General features: G+C 63.6%; 9 protein-coding genes, 6 tRNA genes and 3 rRNA genes. 3 read left to right on the top strand and 15 right to left on the bottom strand.

The features are described from left to right. The 4 genes from DFR31_RS14110 to DFR31_RS06080 form a co-directional block, all read right to left on the bottom strand. Positions 1-96 (bottom strand): GTP-binding protein (locus tag DFR31_RS14110; protein WP_147436962.1); only part of this gene is annotated, 96 nt, incomplete at its 3' end. An 84-nt stretch (positions 97-180) separates the two neighbouring features. Then, positions 181-256: transfer RNA gene (locus DFR31_RS06070), tRNA-Thr, on the bottom strand. Positions 257-277: 21 nt separating this feature from the next. Beyond that, positions 278-351: transfer RNA gene (locus DFR31_RS06075), tRNA-Gly, on the bottom strand. A gap of 37 nt (positions 352-388) precedes the next feature. Then, a tRNA-Tyr gene (locus DFR31_RS06080) sits at positions 389-473 on the bottom strand. Between the two features lie 228 nt (positions 474-701). Between DFR31_RS06080 and phaC the strand changes: the two genes are divergently transcribed. Next, positions 702-2480 carry a class I poly(R)-hydroxyalkanoic acid synthase gene (gene phaC / locus DFR31_RS06085; protein ID WP_121441719.1) on the top strand — a complete coding sequence of 593 codons (1779 nt, stop codon included), beginning with the start codon at positions 702-704 and terminating at the stop codon, positions 2478-2480. 46 nt (positions 2481-2526) lie between these two features. Here the strand turns inward: phaC and DFR31_RS06090 are convergent. From DFR31_RS06090 to tyrS, 11 genes are all read right to left on the bottom strand, one after another. Then, positions 2527-2602: transfer RNA gene (locus DFR31_RS06090), tRNA-Thr, on the bottom strand. 18 nt (positions 2603-2620) lie between these two features. After that, the gene (locus tag DFR31_RS06095; protein WP_121441720.1) at positions 2621-3238 is read right to left on the bottom strand and encodes an SPOR domain-containing protein; all 618 of its coding nucleotides are present in this window, start codon (positions 3236-3238) and stop codon (positions 2621-2623) included. Next, positions 3235-3984 (bottom strand): type III pantothenate kinase, encoded by a 750-nt coding sequence (locus DFR31_RS06100; protein ID WP_170153611.1) that lies wholly within the window; start codon positions 3982-3984, stop codon positions 3235-3237. The genes DFR31_RS06095 and DFR31_RS06100 overlap by 4 nt, the downstream gene beginning before the upstream one ends. Then, on the bottom strand, positions 3962-4960 hold the full coding sequence (locus tag DFR31_RS06105) for a biotin--[acetyl-CoA-carboxylase] ligase (protein ID WP_121441722.1): 999 nt from the start codon (positions 4958-4960) through the stop codon (positions 3962-3964). The genes DFR31_RS06100 and DFR31_RS06105 overlap by 23 nt, the downstream gene beginning before the upstream one ends. Next, positions 4957-6258, bottom strand: a complete 1302-nt coding sequence (locus DFR31_RS06110; protein ID WP_121441723.1) for a M18 family aminopeptidase — start codon at positions 6256-6258, stop codon at positions 4957-4959. The genes DFR31_RS06105 and DFR31_RS06110 overlap by 4 nt, the downstream gene beginning before the upstream one ends. Before the next feature lie 159 nt (positions 6259-6417). Then, positions 6418-6534 (bottom strand): 5S ribosomal RNA (gene rrf, locus DFR31_RS06115). Between the two features lie 123 nt (positions 6535-6657). Beyond that, positions 6658-9550 (bottom strand): 23S ribosomal RNA (locus DFR31_RS06120). 221 nt (positions 9551-9771) lie between these two features. After that, a tRNA-Ala gene (locus DFR31_RS06125) sits at positions 9772-9847 on the bottom strand. A 6-nt stretch (positions 9848-9853) separates the two neighbouring features. Beyond that, positions 9854-9930: transfer RNA gene (locus tag DFR31_RS06130), tRNA-Ile, on the bottom strand. 78 nt (positions 9931-10008) lie between these two features. Beyond that, positions 10009-11551: ribosomal RNA gene (locus DFR31_RS06135) — 16S ribosomal RNA — on the bottom strand. Together the 16S, 23S and 5S rRNA genes with 2 tRNA genes alongside form the textbook arrangement of a ribosomal RNA operon. Before the next feature lie 423 nt (positions 11552-11974). Beyond that, positions 11975-13177, bottom strand: coding sequence for a tyrosine--tRNA ligase (gene tyrS / locus DFR31_RS06140; protein ID WP_121441724.1), 1203 nt, complete (start codon positions 13175-13177; stop codon positions 11975-11977). 222 nt (positions 13178-13399) lie between these two features. Between tyrS and DFR31_RS06145 the strand changes: the two genes are divergently transcribed. Both DFR31_RS06145 and DFR31_RS06150 read left to right on the top strand, forming a co-directional pair. Then, positions 13400-14932 carry a peptidoglycan DD-metalloendopeptidase family protein gene (locus tag DFR31_RS06145; protein WP_121441725.1) on the top strand — a complete coding sequence of 511 codons (1533 nt, stop codon included), beginning with the start codon at positions 13400-13402 and terminating at the stop codon, positions 14930-14932. Beyond that, a complete protein-coding gene (locus DFR31_RS06150; protein ID WP_281273355.1) occupies positions 14932-16101 on the top strand; it encodes an anhydro-N-acetylmuramic acid kinase in 1170 nt (389 codons plus the stop codon). Before DFR31_RS06145 ends, DFR31_RS06150 begins: the two co-directional genes overlap by 1 nt. Positions 16102-16162: the final 61 nt, after the last annotated feature.

Raw genomic sequence — 16162 nt, forward strand, 5'->3', positions numbered from 1 at the left:
CATCGCCGCCGTCAGCGTCGTCTTACCATGGTCCACGTGACCAATGGTCCCTACGTTTACGTGTGGCTTCTTACGCTCAAACTTGCTCTTGGACATCGAGCGATCTCCCCGTCTATCCTTTTCAGAGTGACTTCGGGCCTTGGGATACGGGCACGTGGCGTCGCCCGCGAAACGAAACAATGGAGCCCATGACCGGATTTGAACCGGTGACCTCACCCTTACCAAGGGTGTGCTCTACCAACTGAGCTACATGGGCCCGAACTCTATTGCGCGTGACTGGAGCGGGTGATGGGAATCGAACCCACGTCATCAGCTTGGAAGGCTGAGGTTCTACCACTGAACTACACCCGCAATGACTGGTGACGCCCCGCGCCAAGCGCATTATGTCTGGTGGAGGGAGGAGGATTCGAACCTCCGAAGGCTGTGCCAGCAGATTTACAGTCTGCCCCCTTTGGCCGCTCGGGAACCCCTCCGAAATATGTAAGATGCAGTATTCTCCAGATCGGGTAATGGCTTGTCAACCATCCAACAAGCACCGGGTCTGGTTCAGCGCAGCGACCGGCCGGTCGCGCAGAAGAACCGCCCACCGACAGGGCGACACCGACGCAAGCGAGGCGCTACGGTAGTGCCCGCGGCGTTGCGGGTCAAGGGCCGCGGCCGGCCCCCTGACCCACCGGACCCGCGAACACCCAGGAGAGAGCATGAACCGGGAAGCCCAGACCAACGACAACAACGCGGCCCGCCTCGCCCTGCAATGGCAACGAATTGCCGTGGCTGCCAACCGACTGAGCACCGGGCTCCTGCGCCGGCAGGCCGAGGGGGATCACTTCCTCTTCCCGGATCCTCAACAGATTGCCCAGGCGTACTGGCGGTGGGGCATGGCCCTGGTCAAAGACCCGGCCCGGCTGATGGCCACCCAGCAACGTTGGACCGCCGAGGCCCTTGGGGCATGGCAACAGGTCCTTTCGCCGGATAGCGTAAGCGAGGCATCCGATGCGACCGACCGGCGCTTCAAGCACCCCGGCTGGCATGAAAACCTCACGTTGGATTTCATGCACCGGGGCTACCTGCTGGCGGCCAGACAGGCGCTGAGCGCGGTGGACGACGTGGAGGGTCTGGACCCGCACACCCGGCAGATGGTGCGCTTTTACACCCGCCAGTTGGCCGACGCCCTCTCACCCACCAACTTCGCGGCGACCAACCCGGCAGTGCTGGAACGGGCCGTGGAAACCGGCGGCGAGAGTCTGCTCCGTGGGCTGGCGAACCTGCTGGAGGATCTGGCGGAAGGGGACGGCCAGCTTCGCCTGCGCCACGTGGCCCCCGACGCCTTCGAGGTGGGGCGGGATCTCGCGACGACGCCGGGCCGCGTCGTCTACCAGAACCGCCTGATGCAACTGATCCAATACAGCCCGACCTCCGAGACCGTACATCAGCGGCCACTTTTAGTGGTGCCCCCTTGGATCAACAAGTTCTACATCCTCGACCTGAATGAAAAGAAGTCGTTCATCCGATGGGCGGTTGCACAGGGGCATACGGTATTCGTCATCTCGTGGGTCAATCCGGGCCCCGAACTGGCCGATACCCGCTTTGACGATTACCTGGCCGAAGGGCCGATCGCGGCCATGGACGTCATACGTGAACTCACCGGTGAAACGCAGGTCAACACCCTCGGCTATTGTATCGGCGGCACTCTCCTGGCCTGCACGCTGTCCTGGCTGGCGGCCCGTGGCGAACAGGAGAGGGTCAGCAGCGCCACCTTCTTCACCACCCTGCTCGATTTCTCCGACGTGGGTGAGCTGTCGGTGTTTATCGACCAGGACCAGATTCAGCTGCTGGAAGCGCAGATGGCGCGCAAGGGGTACCTGCAAGGCGCGCACCTGGGGCAGGCCTTCAATCTGCTGCAAGCGAATGACTTGATCTGGAACTACGCGATCAACAGTTACTTGTTAGGCCGGGATTCGGTGCCCTTTGACCTGCTTTACTGGAACGGTGATAACACCTGCATGCCCGCACGCATGCAGTCCTGGTACCTGCGCCACCTTTATCTCGAGAACCGGCTCCGCGTGCCGGGGGCACTTCAGCTGGCAGGCCGCCCGCTGGACTTGGGCAGTATCAATGTGCCGGCCTATTTCCTGTCCACGGCGGCGGACCACATCGCCCCCTGGCGGGGTACCTACCACGGGGCGCGTCTGCTAGGCGGCCCGGTTCGCTTCGTGCTCGGAGGGTCCGGGCATGTGGCCGGGGTGATAAACCCCGAAGACTCCGGAAAATACGGCTACCGCCTTCACGACCAACTGCCCTCGGACCCGGACCGGTGGTTTCGGGCCGCCCAGGAACAGCCCGGATCCTGGTGGCCAGACTGGCGGCACTGGGTGGCGGGCCACGCGGGGGAGCAGGTTCCGGCCCGCACGCCGCCGGCGGGCCTGGAGCCCGCCCCTGGCAGCTACGTCAGGGTCCGGGCTCCATCAGGGGTAGGATGAGCCCGTGCGCCATCCGCGATAGGCGGTGCGGCACGGCGGGTGAACGTGGAGCTGGCGACAGGAGTCGAACCCGCGACCGGCTGATTACAAATCAGCTGCTCTACCAACTGAGCTACGCCAGCGTCAGTGGCATATGGTAGTCAGTCGGGCCGCAGGTGGCAATCGGAGACCCCCTGGGCGCCGCGGATCAGCGCCTCCTGCAACTCGGTCAGGGGGCCGTGGATAAGTACCTCTGCGCGCCCGGGCCTGCGGGCGGGCACAAGCTCCGTACCCAAGCCCTGGGCGCGCAAGCGCTCCTGCAGGTCGCGGAGAACCTCTTTAGACCCATGGCGGTACAACCGTAAGGCGCCCCCCGACCCGCTGACTGCCAACGGCCAATCCACGGCAGCAGGGTCGTAGCCGGCCGCCTCCGCCAGGCCATCCCGCCGGGCACGGGCCTCCTGGACGGTGGTGATTCCCGTGAGGCGCAGTTCATATCCCTGGGCCGCCGGCTCCAGCACCCGACTGGTTGCGCGGATGCCTTTCGCGCGCAGCCGTTGGGAAAGCGCGTCGGCCCGCACCTCCGAGCCGACCGCCCAGCGGTACTGGCACTCGCCCGGCCCCGTCGGGCCATCGAAGAGCGGGATCGACACAGACGCTGGCTGGCGCGCCTCACTGGGATGGTCCACGGAGGGCTGCCAACCGGACCACAGCACCGCGGCCGCCAGGGTGTTCGCGGCCACCAGCAGACCTATCAGCCACAGCCCCGAACGGCTCAACCCGCTTCCTCGGCAATTCGGGCCAGGCCTTCGAGGACCAGCCCCGGGGCGTGCTGGTGGTCCCCCGGCAGATGCCCAGCAAGGAGCTTGGCATCACCCCCGGTCAACCAACGACAGGGCACGCTCCCGCCTTCCTCAAGCATTGAACGCTCCAGGTGCAGGATGGCCCCCACCAGGCCATGCGCGATGCCGGCACGGATTGCGTCCGGCGTCGACTGGGTGGGCACCGGGAGGAATTCCGGCGCCAGGTGCGGCAGCCCGGCGGTACGCCGGTTCAGGCTATCGGAGAGCACGCCGGCGCCGGGGAATATGGCGCCGCCCCGGAAATCCCCGTCGGGCGCGACCAGGTCCACGGTGACCGCCGTGCCCGCATCCACAACCAGGTGCCATTGCTCCCTCGCCCGCCAGGAGGCCGCAATCACCGCCGCCCAGCGGTCCACCCCCAGTTGAGCGGGCTCCGGATAGGGGTTTCGTACCCCGCAGGCGTGAACAGTCGTACAGACCTGGAGCGGCTCAAGGCCCCAGCGGTCCTTTGCGATGCGCCCCAGCACCGAGAGGGTTTCCGGGTCACTCACGCCCCCGATGACGACCGCCCCGGGTGCCATCTCATCGCCTACCGCGGGGTCGAGCGCCTCCTGCCAGCGGGAGCCCCACGGCACGGCGCCCAGCCGGTTGATCCGCACGCCATCCCACCAGCCGAACTTCAGCCGGCTGTTACCCGCATCAAAGACCAGCCATTCCGCCACCAATGTGCACCTCTCCAGCGTGCAACGTACGCAGGCTCCCGTCCGCCATCGCCAGGCGCAGGGCGCCGTCCGGCGTCAGGCCCGCGCCCTCGCCCCTCAGCACCTCTTTACCCAGCTGTACCGTGATCGCCCTTTGCAGGAGGGCGTCCCACTCCGGCCACCGCTGCTGGTAGCCGGCCAGGCCCTCGCCCCCGAACGTCTCGCAGGCGACGAGCACGGCCTGGGCCAGCGCGGCGGCCAGGCCGTTCCGCCCCAAATCCGCGAGCCCCACCTGATCGAGGCCGCTGAGTGCGGCGTCGGCGCCATCGGGCCGCATGCCCCCACGGAGATTGACGCCGACACCGATGACCACCTGACACGGCCCGAGCACCTGGCCCTGCAGCTCGACCAGGATGCCGCATAGCTTCTCACCCGCCGGGCCCAACAGGTCATTGGGCCACTTCAGGCGCAGGCCGGTAGCACCGACGCGCGAGAGCGCCTCCGCGAGTTCCACTCCCACTGCGATGCTGAGCCCCGGGGCCGGGGCGGCCAGGACGCGGAACGGCCAGGCCACCGAGAACTGCAGCTGCCGTCCAAAGGCGGACCACCAGGCCCGACCCTGGCGGCCCCGCCCCTGGGTCTGCACTTCGGCAAACCGGACCACCGGCCGCTCCACCTGCCGGGCCATCAGATCCTGGTTGGTGGACCCGGTGGCCAGTTCGACCTCCACGTCGATCGCCGACCCAGCAGGCAGACCCGCCCGGATCAGCGATGCGTCGAGCAACTCTACCCCACCGGACAACCGGTACCCACGCCCGGGGACGGCCTCAATCGGTACCCCACGGGCCCTGAGACCATCGACCGCCTTCCAAACCGCCGCCCGCGACACACCACACGCCCGCCCGAGCGCCTCGCCGGACCAGGTGCGGCCATCGGACAGGAGCTGCAACACGGCCGGCCAGGCCGCGCCCCGCGCCGCGGATCCACGCCTTGTCATGGCAGTTTGGGCGCGGCCAGGAACTGGTGCAGGGCGCCGGTCATCCAGGCGTGATCCTTCGCGCCGGCGCTCTCCCGCACACTGTGCATGGACCAGATCGCGTTGCCCACATCGATGACCGGTATCCCAAGGCGGGCAGCGGTGATCGGTCCGATGGTGCTCCCGCACGGCAGGTCGGTCCGGTGGACATAATGCTGCCAGGGCACGCCTGCGTCCTGACAAATCTGTGCAAACCAGGCCGAGCCCGCGCCTTCGCTGGTATAGCGCTGGTTGGCATTCACCTTGATGACCGGGCCGTGGTTCACCTGCGCCTTGTGCTCATCATCGTAGAAGTGTGGGTAGTTCGGATGCCAGGCGTGAGCCATATCAACACTGAGCAGGCGGCTGCGCGCCTTGGCCCGTTGCAGCGGCTCCCGTTCCCCCGCCAACCGCTCCAGCACGTCGGGCAGGAAGGTGCCTGACGCCCCGCGGTAACTGGTGCTCCCGATCTCTTCATGATCGAAAAAGGCGCAGACGACAGTCGCGGTCGGGGCTTCGGCGGCCAACAGCGCCTTCAGGCCGGCGTGGCAGGATGCGAGATTGTCCAGCCTTGCCGCGGCGATAAATTCGCGCTCGGCACCAAAGAAGGCACCCGGCTGGGTGTCCGCCACGGCGAGATCCCACCCCAGGACATCGGCCGAATCCACGCCGGCGCGGCTAGCGAGCAGCTCACGGAACCGGTTCGGGTCCGGGGCGTCGTCGCCCGGCAAGCTCAGGATCAGCGGCAGCTCCTTCTGGCGATCGAGTTTCAGTCCCTGCTCGTTAACCTCCCGGTTGAGATGGATCGCGGCTGTCGGGATCCGGGCGAGCGCCTCCGGGAAATCCACCAGGACGGAGTCGATCCCGGCCTCACCTCGAACGGCCAGGCGCCCGGCCAGGGTCAGGTCCCGATCCGCGAACGTGGGCAGGATCGGCCCACCATAGACCTCGACACCCAGCCTCAGGAAGGGCCCAGCGGTATGGGCCCCGCCCGGCTTGACGCGCAGGCCCGGACTGTCCGTATGGGCGGCCACCACCCGGAAGCCGGAATCCGCGGGGTGACGCTCCCCGACCCGGAAGGCGACCAGGCTGGCATCCTCCCGGACGACGTATGCTGCATCGCCCGGTTGCAGGTGCCAGGGCTCATCCTCTCGCAGCTCCCCGAATCCTGCCGCGCGGAGCATATCCGTCATATTGGCAACGGCATGCCAGGGACTCGGGCTGTCGTCGATGAAATCCAGTAGTTCCTGGGCCTGCTGAACGTTCTGTATCTCCGTCATGAACCGCTCCCGGTTATGCCTTTGCGTTAGGTTACCATCAGCACCGGTTTCGGTGCGTTGCAGCCGCTTCGAGGGCGGCGCATGCAACCGGAGGCCTTGTGAACCGGATACGCATAAAAAAACCCCTGTCCGTGATTGGACAGGGGTTTTGGTGTAGGAGCCTGGCGATGACCTACTTTCGCACGACAGCGAGGCCGCACTATCATTGGCGCTGAGCAGTTTCACTACCGAGTTCGGGATGGGATCGGGTGGTTCCCGCTCGCTATGTTCGCCAGGCAAAGCGTTGCGTGTCCCGGTGATGGGCCGGTTTCACGCGTTGTCTGGATTGACCGTGCAGAGTTGAGGCATGTCGGTTGAACGGGGTTGGCCTGGCGCGCGCCCCAAACCGTTTGGGGTTATATGGCCAAGCCTCACGGGCAATTAGTACCGGTTAGCTTCACGCATTGCTGCGCTTCCACACCCGGCCTATCAACGTGGTGGTCTTCCACGGCCCTTCAGGGGGATCGAGTCCCCAGGGAGGTCTCATCTTGGGAGGGGCTTCCCGCTTAGATGCTTTCAGCGGTTATCCCGTCCGCACATAGCTACCGGGCAGTGCCACTGGCGTGACAACCCGAACACCAGAGGTGCGTCCACTCCGGTCCTCTCGTACTAGGAGCAGCTTCCCTCAAACCTCCGACGCCCACGGCAGATAGGGACCGAACTGTCTCACGACGTTCTAAACCCAGCTCGCGTACCACTTTAAACGGCGAACAGCCGTACCCTTGGGACCTGCTACAGCCCCAGGATGTGATGAGCCGACATCGAGGTGCCAAACTCCTCCGTCGATGTGGACTCTTGGGAGGAATCAGCCTGTTATCCCCGGAGTACCTTTTATCCGTTGAGCGATGGCCCTTCCATACAGAACCACCGGATCACTAAGGCCGGCTTTCGCCCCTGCTCGACGTGTCAGTCTCGCAGTCAGGCACCCTTATGCCTTTATACTCTACGCGCGATTTCCGACCGCGCTGAGGGTACCTTCGCACTCCTCCGTTACTCTTTGGGAGGAGACCGCCCCAGTCAAACTACCCACCACACACTGTCCCTGACCCGGATAACGGGCCGAGGTTAGAACCTCAAGCATGCCAGGGTGGTATCTCAAGGTCGGCTCCACCGGAACTGGCGTCCCGGTTTCAAAGCCTCCCACCTATCCTGCACAAGCAGGCTCAAAGTCCAGTGCGAAGTTGTAGTAAAGGTTCACGGGGTCTTTCCGTCTAGCCGCGGGTACGCTGCATCTTAACAGCGATTTCAATTTCACTGAGTCTCGGGTGGAGACAGTGTGGCCATCGTTACGCCATTCGTGCAGGTCGGAACTTACCCGACAAGGAATTTCGCTACCTTAGGACCGTTATAGTTACGGCCGCCGTTTACCGGGGCTTCGATCAAGAGCTTCGCGCCGAAGCGCTAACCCCATCACTTAACCTTCCGGCACCGGGCAGGCGTCACACCCTATACGTCCGCTTACGCGTTTGCAGAGTGCTGTGTTTTTAGTAAACAGTCGCAGCCACCTGGTCACTGCAACCCCCTTCAGCTCCGGCCGCAAGGGCCTTCACCTACCAGGGGCGTACCTTCTCCCGAAGTTACGGTACCATTTTGCCTAGTTCCTTCACCCGAGTTCTCTCAAGCGCCTTGGGATTCTCACCCTGCCCACCTGTGTCGGTTTGCGGTACGGTCAACTGCTACCTGAAGCTTAGAGGCTTTTCCTGGGAGCCTGGCATCAATCACTTCGGTCCCGTAGGACCTCGGCATCACGTCTCGACATTGAACAGCCGGATTTGCCTGGCCGCTCTGCCTACACGCTTGCACCGGGACAACCAACGCCCGGATGACCTAGCCTTCTCCGTCCCCCCATCGCAGTAACAGTTGGTACGGGAATATTAACCCGTTTCCCATCGACTACACCTTTCGGTCTCGCCTTAGGGGCCGACTCACCCTGCGCCGATTAGCGTTGCGCAGGAAACCTTGGGCTTTCGGCGTGAGGGTTTTTCACCCTCATTATCGTTACTCATGTCAGCATTCGCACTTCCGATACCTCCAGCGGCTCTCGCGAGTCCGCCTTCATCGGCGTACGGAACGCTCCCCTACCACGCAAGACAAGCTTGCGTCCGCAGCTTCGGTACGTGACTTAGCCCCGTTGAATCTTCCGCGCGGGCCGACTAGACCAGTGAGCTATTACGCTTTCTTTAAAGGATGGCTGCTTCTAAGCCAACCTCCTGGCTGTCTCTGCCTTCCCACATCGTTTCCCACTTAGCCACGATTTCGGGACCTTAGCTGGCGGTCTGGGTTGTTTCCCTCTTCACAACGAACGTTATCACCCGCTGTGTGTCTCCCGTGATTGCACTTCCCGGTATTCGGAGTTTGCATCGGTTTGGTAAAGCTCGGAAGCCCCCCTAGCCGAAACAGTGCTCTACCCCCGGGAGTGAGACACGAGGCGCTACCTAAATAGCTTTCGGGGAGAACCAGCTATCTCCGGGCTTGTTTAGCCTTTCACTCCTACCCACAGCTCATCCCCTAACTTTTCAACGTTAGTGGGTTCGGGCCTCCAGCGAGTATTACCTCGCCTTCACCCTGGCCATGGGTAGCTCGCCCGGTTTCGGGTCTACTCCCAGCGACTATGGCGCCGGTTAAGACTCGGTTTCCCTACGGCTTCCCTATACGGTTAACCTTGCCACTGAGAGTAAGTCGCTGACCCATTATACAAAAGGTACGCAGTCACCCTTTCGGGCTCCCACTGCTTGTACGCACACGGTTTCAGGTTCTATTTCACTCCCCTCTCCGGGGTTCTTTTCACCTTTCCCTCACGGTACTGGTTCGCTATCGGTCGGTAGGGAGTATTTAGCCTTGGAGGATGGTCCCCCCATATTCAACCAGGATAACACGTGTCCCGGCCTACTCGATTTCACACTCGGTGCCCTTTCGCGTACAGGGCTATAACCTTCTATGGCCGACCTTCCCAGATCGCTCCGCTAGAACACCGAATGCTTAAGGGCTAATCCCCTTTCGCTCGCCGCTACTCAGGGAATCTCGGTTGATTTCTTTTCCTCCGGGTACTTAGATGTTTCAGTTCCCCGGGTTCGCCTCGTGCACCTATGGATTCAGTGCACGATAACCACCTAAAAGGTGATTGGGTTGCCCCATTCGGAAATCCCCGGATCAAAGCTTGTTTGCCAGCTCCCCGAGGCTTATCGCAGGCTACCACGTCCTTCATCGCCTCCTACCGCCTAGGCATCCACCGTGCGCGCTTAACCGCTTGACCATATAACCCCAACCAGTCTGGGGGCTACACGGCGCTGGCTCCACGAACAACTGACATGCCTCGCACAGCATCCTAGACGACGATGCTGTGCACTCGTTTGACGGTCAATCCAGATTGTTAAAGATCAGTCTCTTCGCCCACTTGAGGCTCAGAGGCCAGCACCCGACAAAACAGATGCTGGCCTATGAACCCACACTCGAGCCGCTCCCACACGCAGGGAATGGTGGAGCCAGTCGGGATCGAACCGACGACCCCCTGCTTGCAAAGCAGGTGCTCTCCCAGCTGAGCTATGGCCCCAGATAATGGTGGGTCTGGGTGGATTTGAACCACCGGCCTCACCCTTATCAGGGGTGCGCTCTGACCAACTGAGCTACAGACCCGCTTGGTCTCGAGACTTATCCCCGGATCAGATGACTTGTGCTGGATGCTCGCACCGCAAGGCCTGCCATGCGTTCTTTAAAGGAGGTGATCCAGCCGCAGGTTCCCCTACGGCTACCTTGTTACGACTTCACCCCAGTCATCGACCACACCGTGGCAGGCGCCCTCCCGAAGGTTAGACTACCTGCTTCTGGTGCAGCCAACTCCCATGGTGTGACGGGCGGTGTGTACAAGGCCCGGGAACGTATTCACCGCAGCATTGCTGATCTGCGATTACTAGCGATTCCGACTTCACGGAGTCGAGTTGCAGACTCCGATCCGGACTACGACCGGCTTTCTGGGATTAGCTCCACCTCGCGGCTTGGCAACCCTCTGTACCGGCCATTGTAGCACGTGTGTAGCCCTGCCCATATGGGCCATGATGACTTGACGTCATCCCCACCTTCCTCCGGTTTGTCACCGGCAGTCTCCCTAGAGTTCCCGACCGAATCGCTGGCAACTAGGGACAAGGGTTGCGCTCGTTGCGGGACTTAACCCAACATCTCACGACACGAGCTGACGACAGCCATGCAGCACCTGTCACTCGGTTCCCGAAGGCACCCAGCCATCTCTGGCTGGTTCCGAGGATGTCAAGGGCAGGTAAGGTTCTTCGCGTTGCATCGAATTAAACCACATGCTCCACCGCTTGTGCGGGCCCCCGTCAATTCCTTTGAGTTTTAACCTTGCGGCCGTACTCCCCAGGCGGAGAACTTAATGCGTTAGCTGCGCCACTAAGCCCATAAATGAGCCCAACGGCTAGTTCTCATCGTTTACGGCGTGGACTACCAGGGTATCTAATCCTGTTTGCTACCCACGCTTTCGCACCTCAGCGTCAGTCTTGGTCCAGGAAGTCGCCTTCGCCACTGGTGTTCCTCCGGATATCTACGCATTTCACCGCTACACCCGGAATTCCACTTCCCTCTACCAGACTCTAGCCCGACAGTATCGGATGCAATTCCCAGGTTGAGCCCGGGGCTTTCACACCCGACTTATCGAACCGCCTACGCGCGCTTTACGCCCAGTAATTCCGATTAACGCTCGCACCCTCCGTATTACCGCGGCTGCTGGCACGGAGTTAGCCGGTGCTTCTTCTGCAGGTAACGTCAAGACTCACGGGTATTAACCGTAAGCTTTTCCTCCCTGCTGAAAGTGCTTTACAACCCGCAGGCCTTCTTCACACACGCGGCATTGCTGGATCAGGCTTTCGCCCATTGTCCAATATTCCCCACTGCTGCCTCCCGTAGGAGTCTGGGCCGTGTCTCAGTCCCAGTGTGGCTGATCATCCTCTCAAACCAGCTACCGATCGTCGCCTTGGTAGGCCTTTACCCCACCAACTAGCTAATCGGACGCGGGCTCATCCTTCGGCGTGACCTTGAATCAGAGGGCCACTTTGCCCCGTAGGGCGTATGCGGTATTAATCCGAGTTTCCCCGGGCTATCCCCCACCGAAGGGCAGATTCCCACGCGTTACTCACCCGTCCGCCGCTCGCCAGCCAGGAGCAAGCTCCTGCTGCTGCCGCTCGACTTGCATGTGTTAGGCATGCCGCCAGCGTTCAATCTGAGCCAGGATCAAACTCTTCAGTTCAATCTTGCAAACCAGCACCCGAAGGCACCGGTTAATACTGACTCGACACGCAAGCATCTCACTTGACGGAAGATACTTGTGCCGATTAGCTCTGCATCGCAGATAACCTCACAGCGCAAGCACCCACACAAATCATCTGATCCAGTTTGTTAAAGAGCGCGAGAGCTTCGCCTCGCCAAGGCCGCATATCTTACCGCGATATGACAGCCTGTCAACCCTCCGTGTCACCCCGTAGGGCCCGGCCTCAAAGGCCTCGGCAACCCCCTGTCGCCGTGTCAGGAGCGCGCATTCTACAGCTTCGCACCCCCTTGTCAAACCCTTCGTCACCGCCGCCGAAGCCTCCGCTTCGCCGCCGCCCGAAAGCGGCCTCGCCGTGACGAGAAGCGGCATTATAGACCCACTGAAAAATCTGTCAAACAGTTTTCACGAAACGGTCACACGGGCGAAACGGCGCTTGCCCACTTGGTAGACGTGCGCCTCACCGGCCGGCACTACCAGGCGCTGGTCCTCCACCCGCTCACCATCAATGCGGACCGCTCCCTGCTTGAGCATCCGCCGTGCGTCGGATGTGCTACCCACCAACCCGGCAGCCTTGAGCAGGCGGTCCAGGGGCAGGCCCTCCGGCCCGTCGGCAGACAGGCTGTGCTCCGGCATATCCTCCGGCATAGCGCCTTTGCGAAAGCGCGCGACGAAGGTCTCCATCGCGCGCGCGGCCGCCCGGGCATCATGGAAGCGGGTGACGATCTCCTCGGCGAGCTCGAACTTCACGTCGCGGGGGTTGCGCCCCTCCTCCACCTGGCGCCTGAGCGCGTCAATCTCGCTCTCCGGCCGGAAGCTCAGCAACAGGAAGTAGCGCCACATCAGGTCATCGGAGATGGACATCAGCTTGCCGAACATCTCATCCGCGGGCTCCTTGATGCCCACGTAGTTGCCGAGGGACTTGGACATCTTCTGCACCCCGTCCAGCCCCTCCAGCAGCGGCATGGTCAGCACCGTCTGCGCCGGCTGACCGTAGGACTTCTGCAACTCCCGCCCAACCAGCAAGTTGAACTTCTGGTCGGTGCCGCCAAGTTCAACGTCCGCCTTCAGGGCCACGGAGTCATAACCCTGAACCAGGGGGTAGAGGAACTCATGAATCGCGATAGGCTGCCGGGCGCTGTAACGCTTGTGGAAGTCGTCGCGCTCGAGCATCCGGGCCACCGTGTGGTGAGAGGCCAGCCGGATCATGTCCGCGGCGCTGAAACCGTTCATCCAGTCGGAGTTGAAGACGACCTCGGTTCGCTCGCGGTCCAGCACCTGGAAGATCTGCTCCTTGTAGGTGCGCGCGTTTTCCATGACCTCGTCGCGGGTCAGCGCCGGGCGGGTAGCGCTCTTACCGCTCGGATCACCGATCATGCCGGTGAAATCCCCGATCAGGAAATAGACGTGGTGGCCCAAATCCTGAAACTGGCGGAGCTTGTTGATCAGCACGGTGTGCCCCAGGTGCAGATCCGGCGCGGTGGGGTCGAAGCCGGCCTTGACGCGCAGCGGGCGATCGTACTGGAGCTTATCCTTTAACTCGTTCTCCAGCAGGATCTCCTCGGCACCTCGGCGCAGCAGTGCGAGTGCGTCATTGGCCTCGGTCATGGGTCACTCCCTCCGCAATCAGTCAGGTCTGCGGGTGCGGCGGGACCGCGCACCCGGCCATGGGCAATTTATCGTACAGGGGCGGGAATTCTAGCGAAATGGCGCGCAGTAAACACCACCATGTCTAGACCGAGGTTAAAGAATGCGCGCTAATGCGTTGACTTGAGGCTCTGAAGCTGGCTAAGGTTCCCCCAATCCCAAGAACTAATCCCGGGGGCCGGTGTGTCCAACACCCGCATATTCGATCTCGACGTCAAGTCCCGCGCCCGCCAGCTACACGCCGCGGGCCACCGTTTACCCTTCAAACTGCGCTGGCTGGCCATGGGGGCCATCGGGCTGGCCGTAGGCGTGGTAGCGCTGACCGGCAGCGACACGCCGACGAGCAGCGATGAGCCCGGCGTAGCCAGCGCTATGCCCCAGTACCGCGCCGCACCCACTGTTGATGCTCTGCAATTGGCGGGCATCGAGTGGCCGCAGGGCGGCTTCCTCCACGCCAGTTACGAAACCGAGCGGGCCTCGGAACCGCTGTCCCGCGACTGGATGAACGAAGAGGACTGGACCAACGGGGCAGCCGAGGTCCCGGAGCCGGGCCGGGCGGACAGCGCGGAGCCGGTCAGCCCCTTGGCGCGGCTGGATGAGTTGGAATGGGAGTCGCTGGAAGTGCGCAGCGGCGACAGCCTGGCCCGGCTGTTCAGTCGCGCCGACTTCACTGCCCGCGAAGTGCATGACCTCATGCAGACCGGCGAGGAGGTGGAGCGGCTCCAGCGTGTGCACCCGGGCGACGTCATCCAGGTGATCCGCGACGACGAGGGCCGACTCGCGCAACTGCGTTACGAGTACAGCCGCGGGAAAACGCTCCATGTGGAGCGCGCGGATGACGGCTTCGTGGCACAGACCTACCAGGAGGCCGAGGAACGGAAGGTCGCCCGCGCCTCCGCGACGGTGGACTCCTCCATCTACGTTGCCGGCCGCCGGGCCGGCATCAGCAACCGCGTCATCATGCAGCTGGCCTCCATCTTCGGCCAGCAGGTCGACCTGGGACGGGACCTGCGCGCCGGTGACGAATTCCATCTCATTTACGAGGAAGTCCACCAGAACGGCGAAAAGGTCCGTGACGGCAATATCCTCGCAGCGGAGCTGGTTCATCGCGGGGACCGCCTGCAAGCGGTGCGTTACGCCCCGCCGGAGGGTGACGCAGACTACTTCACCCCCGAGGGGGAGAGCCTGAGGCGCGCGTTCAACCGCCACCCGATTGATTACGATCGGATCACTTCCCACTTCGACCTCAACCGTAAGCATCCGGTGCTGGGAGTGCGGCGCCCGCACTACGGGACCGATTACGCCGCGCCGGTGGGCACGCCCATCCGGTCCACCGGACCGGGCCGGGTGGTTCACCGGGGCTGGAAAGGCGGGTATGGGCGCACCGTGATCGTGCAGCATGGCAGCGAGTACACCACCTTGTACGCCCACATGTCCGGTTATGCCAGCGGGCTGTCCCAAGGCGACCGGGTGAAGCGGGGCCAGGTAGTGGGGTATCTGGGCGCATCCGGCATGGTGACCGGCCCGCACCTCCATTTCGAGTTCCATGTCAACGGCGACCCACGGGACCCGCTGAAGGTGGCGCTGCCCAAGGCCGACCCGGTGCCCGAGAAGCACCTGGCCGACTTCCGCGCGACCACCCACCCCATGCTGGCCCAGCTCGAACGGGACCAGAGAGACGGGGCAACGCAGGTGGCGCAACAGGGCGAGGAGTGATCTCCCAAGGCAACCGGCATGCCCCCCGAAACGGGCTCTACGTGGGGCTTATGTCGGGGACCAGCATTGATGGCGTGGATGCCGCACTGGTCCAACTCGATGCTGGGCGCCCCAGCCTGGTAACCGCCCTCAACCACCCCATACCGGCACCGCTGGCCACGGCCCTGCACCGGGTCAGCGGTCAGACGGGGCTGGACGCCCTGCTCGACCTGGATCAGCAGGTGGCGGCGCTGCACGCGGACGCGACCCTCGCGCTACTGGCCCGAGCCGGAGTTGCCCCCGGCGACATCATCGCCTTGGGCAGCCACGGACAGACCGTTCACCACAGGCCCCACGGCCCTTTTCCCACCACCCTGCAGATCGGCGACCCCTCCCTGATCGCTGCGCGCACCGGGATCACCACCGTGGCGGACTTCCGCCGACGGGACATGGCCCTCGGCGGCCAGGGCGCGCCGCTGGTACCGGCCTTCCACGCCGCCTGCCTGCGCCAACCGCGGCAGGACCGGGCGGTACTGAACCTGGGTGGCATCGCCAACCTGACCCTGCTGCCCGGGGCGGCAGAACATCCGGTAACCGGCTTCGATACCGGCCCCGCCAACACGCTGCTGGATGCCTGGTTCCGCCGGCATCACCCTGGCGGGCCCGGCTATGACCGCCAGGGCCGCTGGGCTGCGGCCGGCCGAACGGACACGGGTCTGCTCGACCGCCTGCTGCAGGACCCGTACTTCCACCAGCCGCCCCCCAAGAGCACGGGCCCCGAGTACTTCAACCTGGACTGGTTGGCACACCCGCGGCAGGCGGGCAGCACGCTCCCCGCGCCGCAGGACACCCAACGCACCCTGATCGCATTGACCGCGGAAAGCGTCACACGGGCACTCGCCAGCGCCCTCCCTGGCGCGGCGGCGCTGTACGTGTGCGGGGGCGGCGTGCACAATCCTGTGCTGATGGACGCCATCAGCGCTGCCCTGGGCGACCGGCTGCCCGGTTGCCGGGTGGCCCCTACCTCGGCGATTGGCCTGGATCCGGACTGGGTGGAGGCGATGGCCTTCGCCTGGCTGGCCGGTCGAACCCTGGCCGGACTGCCCGGCAATCTGCCGGAGGTCACAGGGGCCCGGGCCTCTGCCCCCCTGGGCGGGATCTACCCTGCCGGCTGCGACACCCCGGCATAAAACATGCGGGCATAAAAAAACCGCGGCCCGGGAAAAGGCGCCGCGGTTTCCTTTCAGGCCG

This window comes from Alkalispirillum mobile (assembly GCF_003664325.1).
Lineage (GTDB): Bacteria > Pseudomonadota > Gammaproteobacteria > Nitrococcales > Halorhodospiraceae > Alkalilimnicola > Alkalilimnicola mobilis.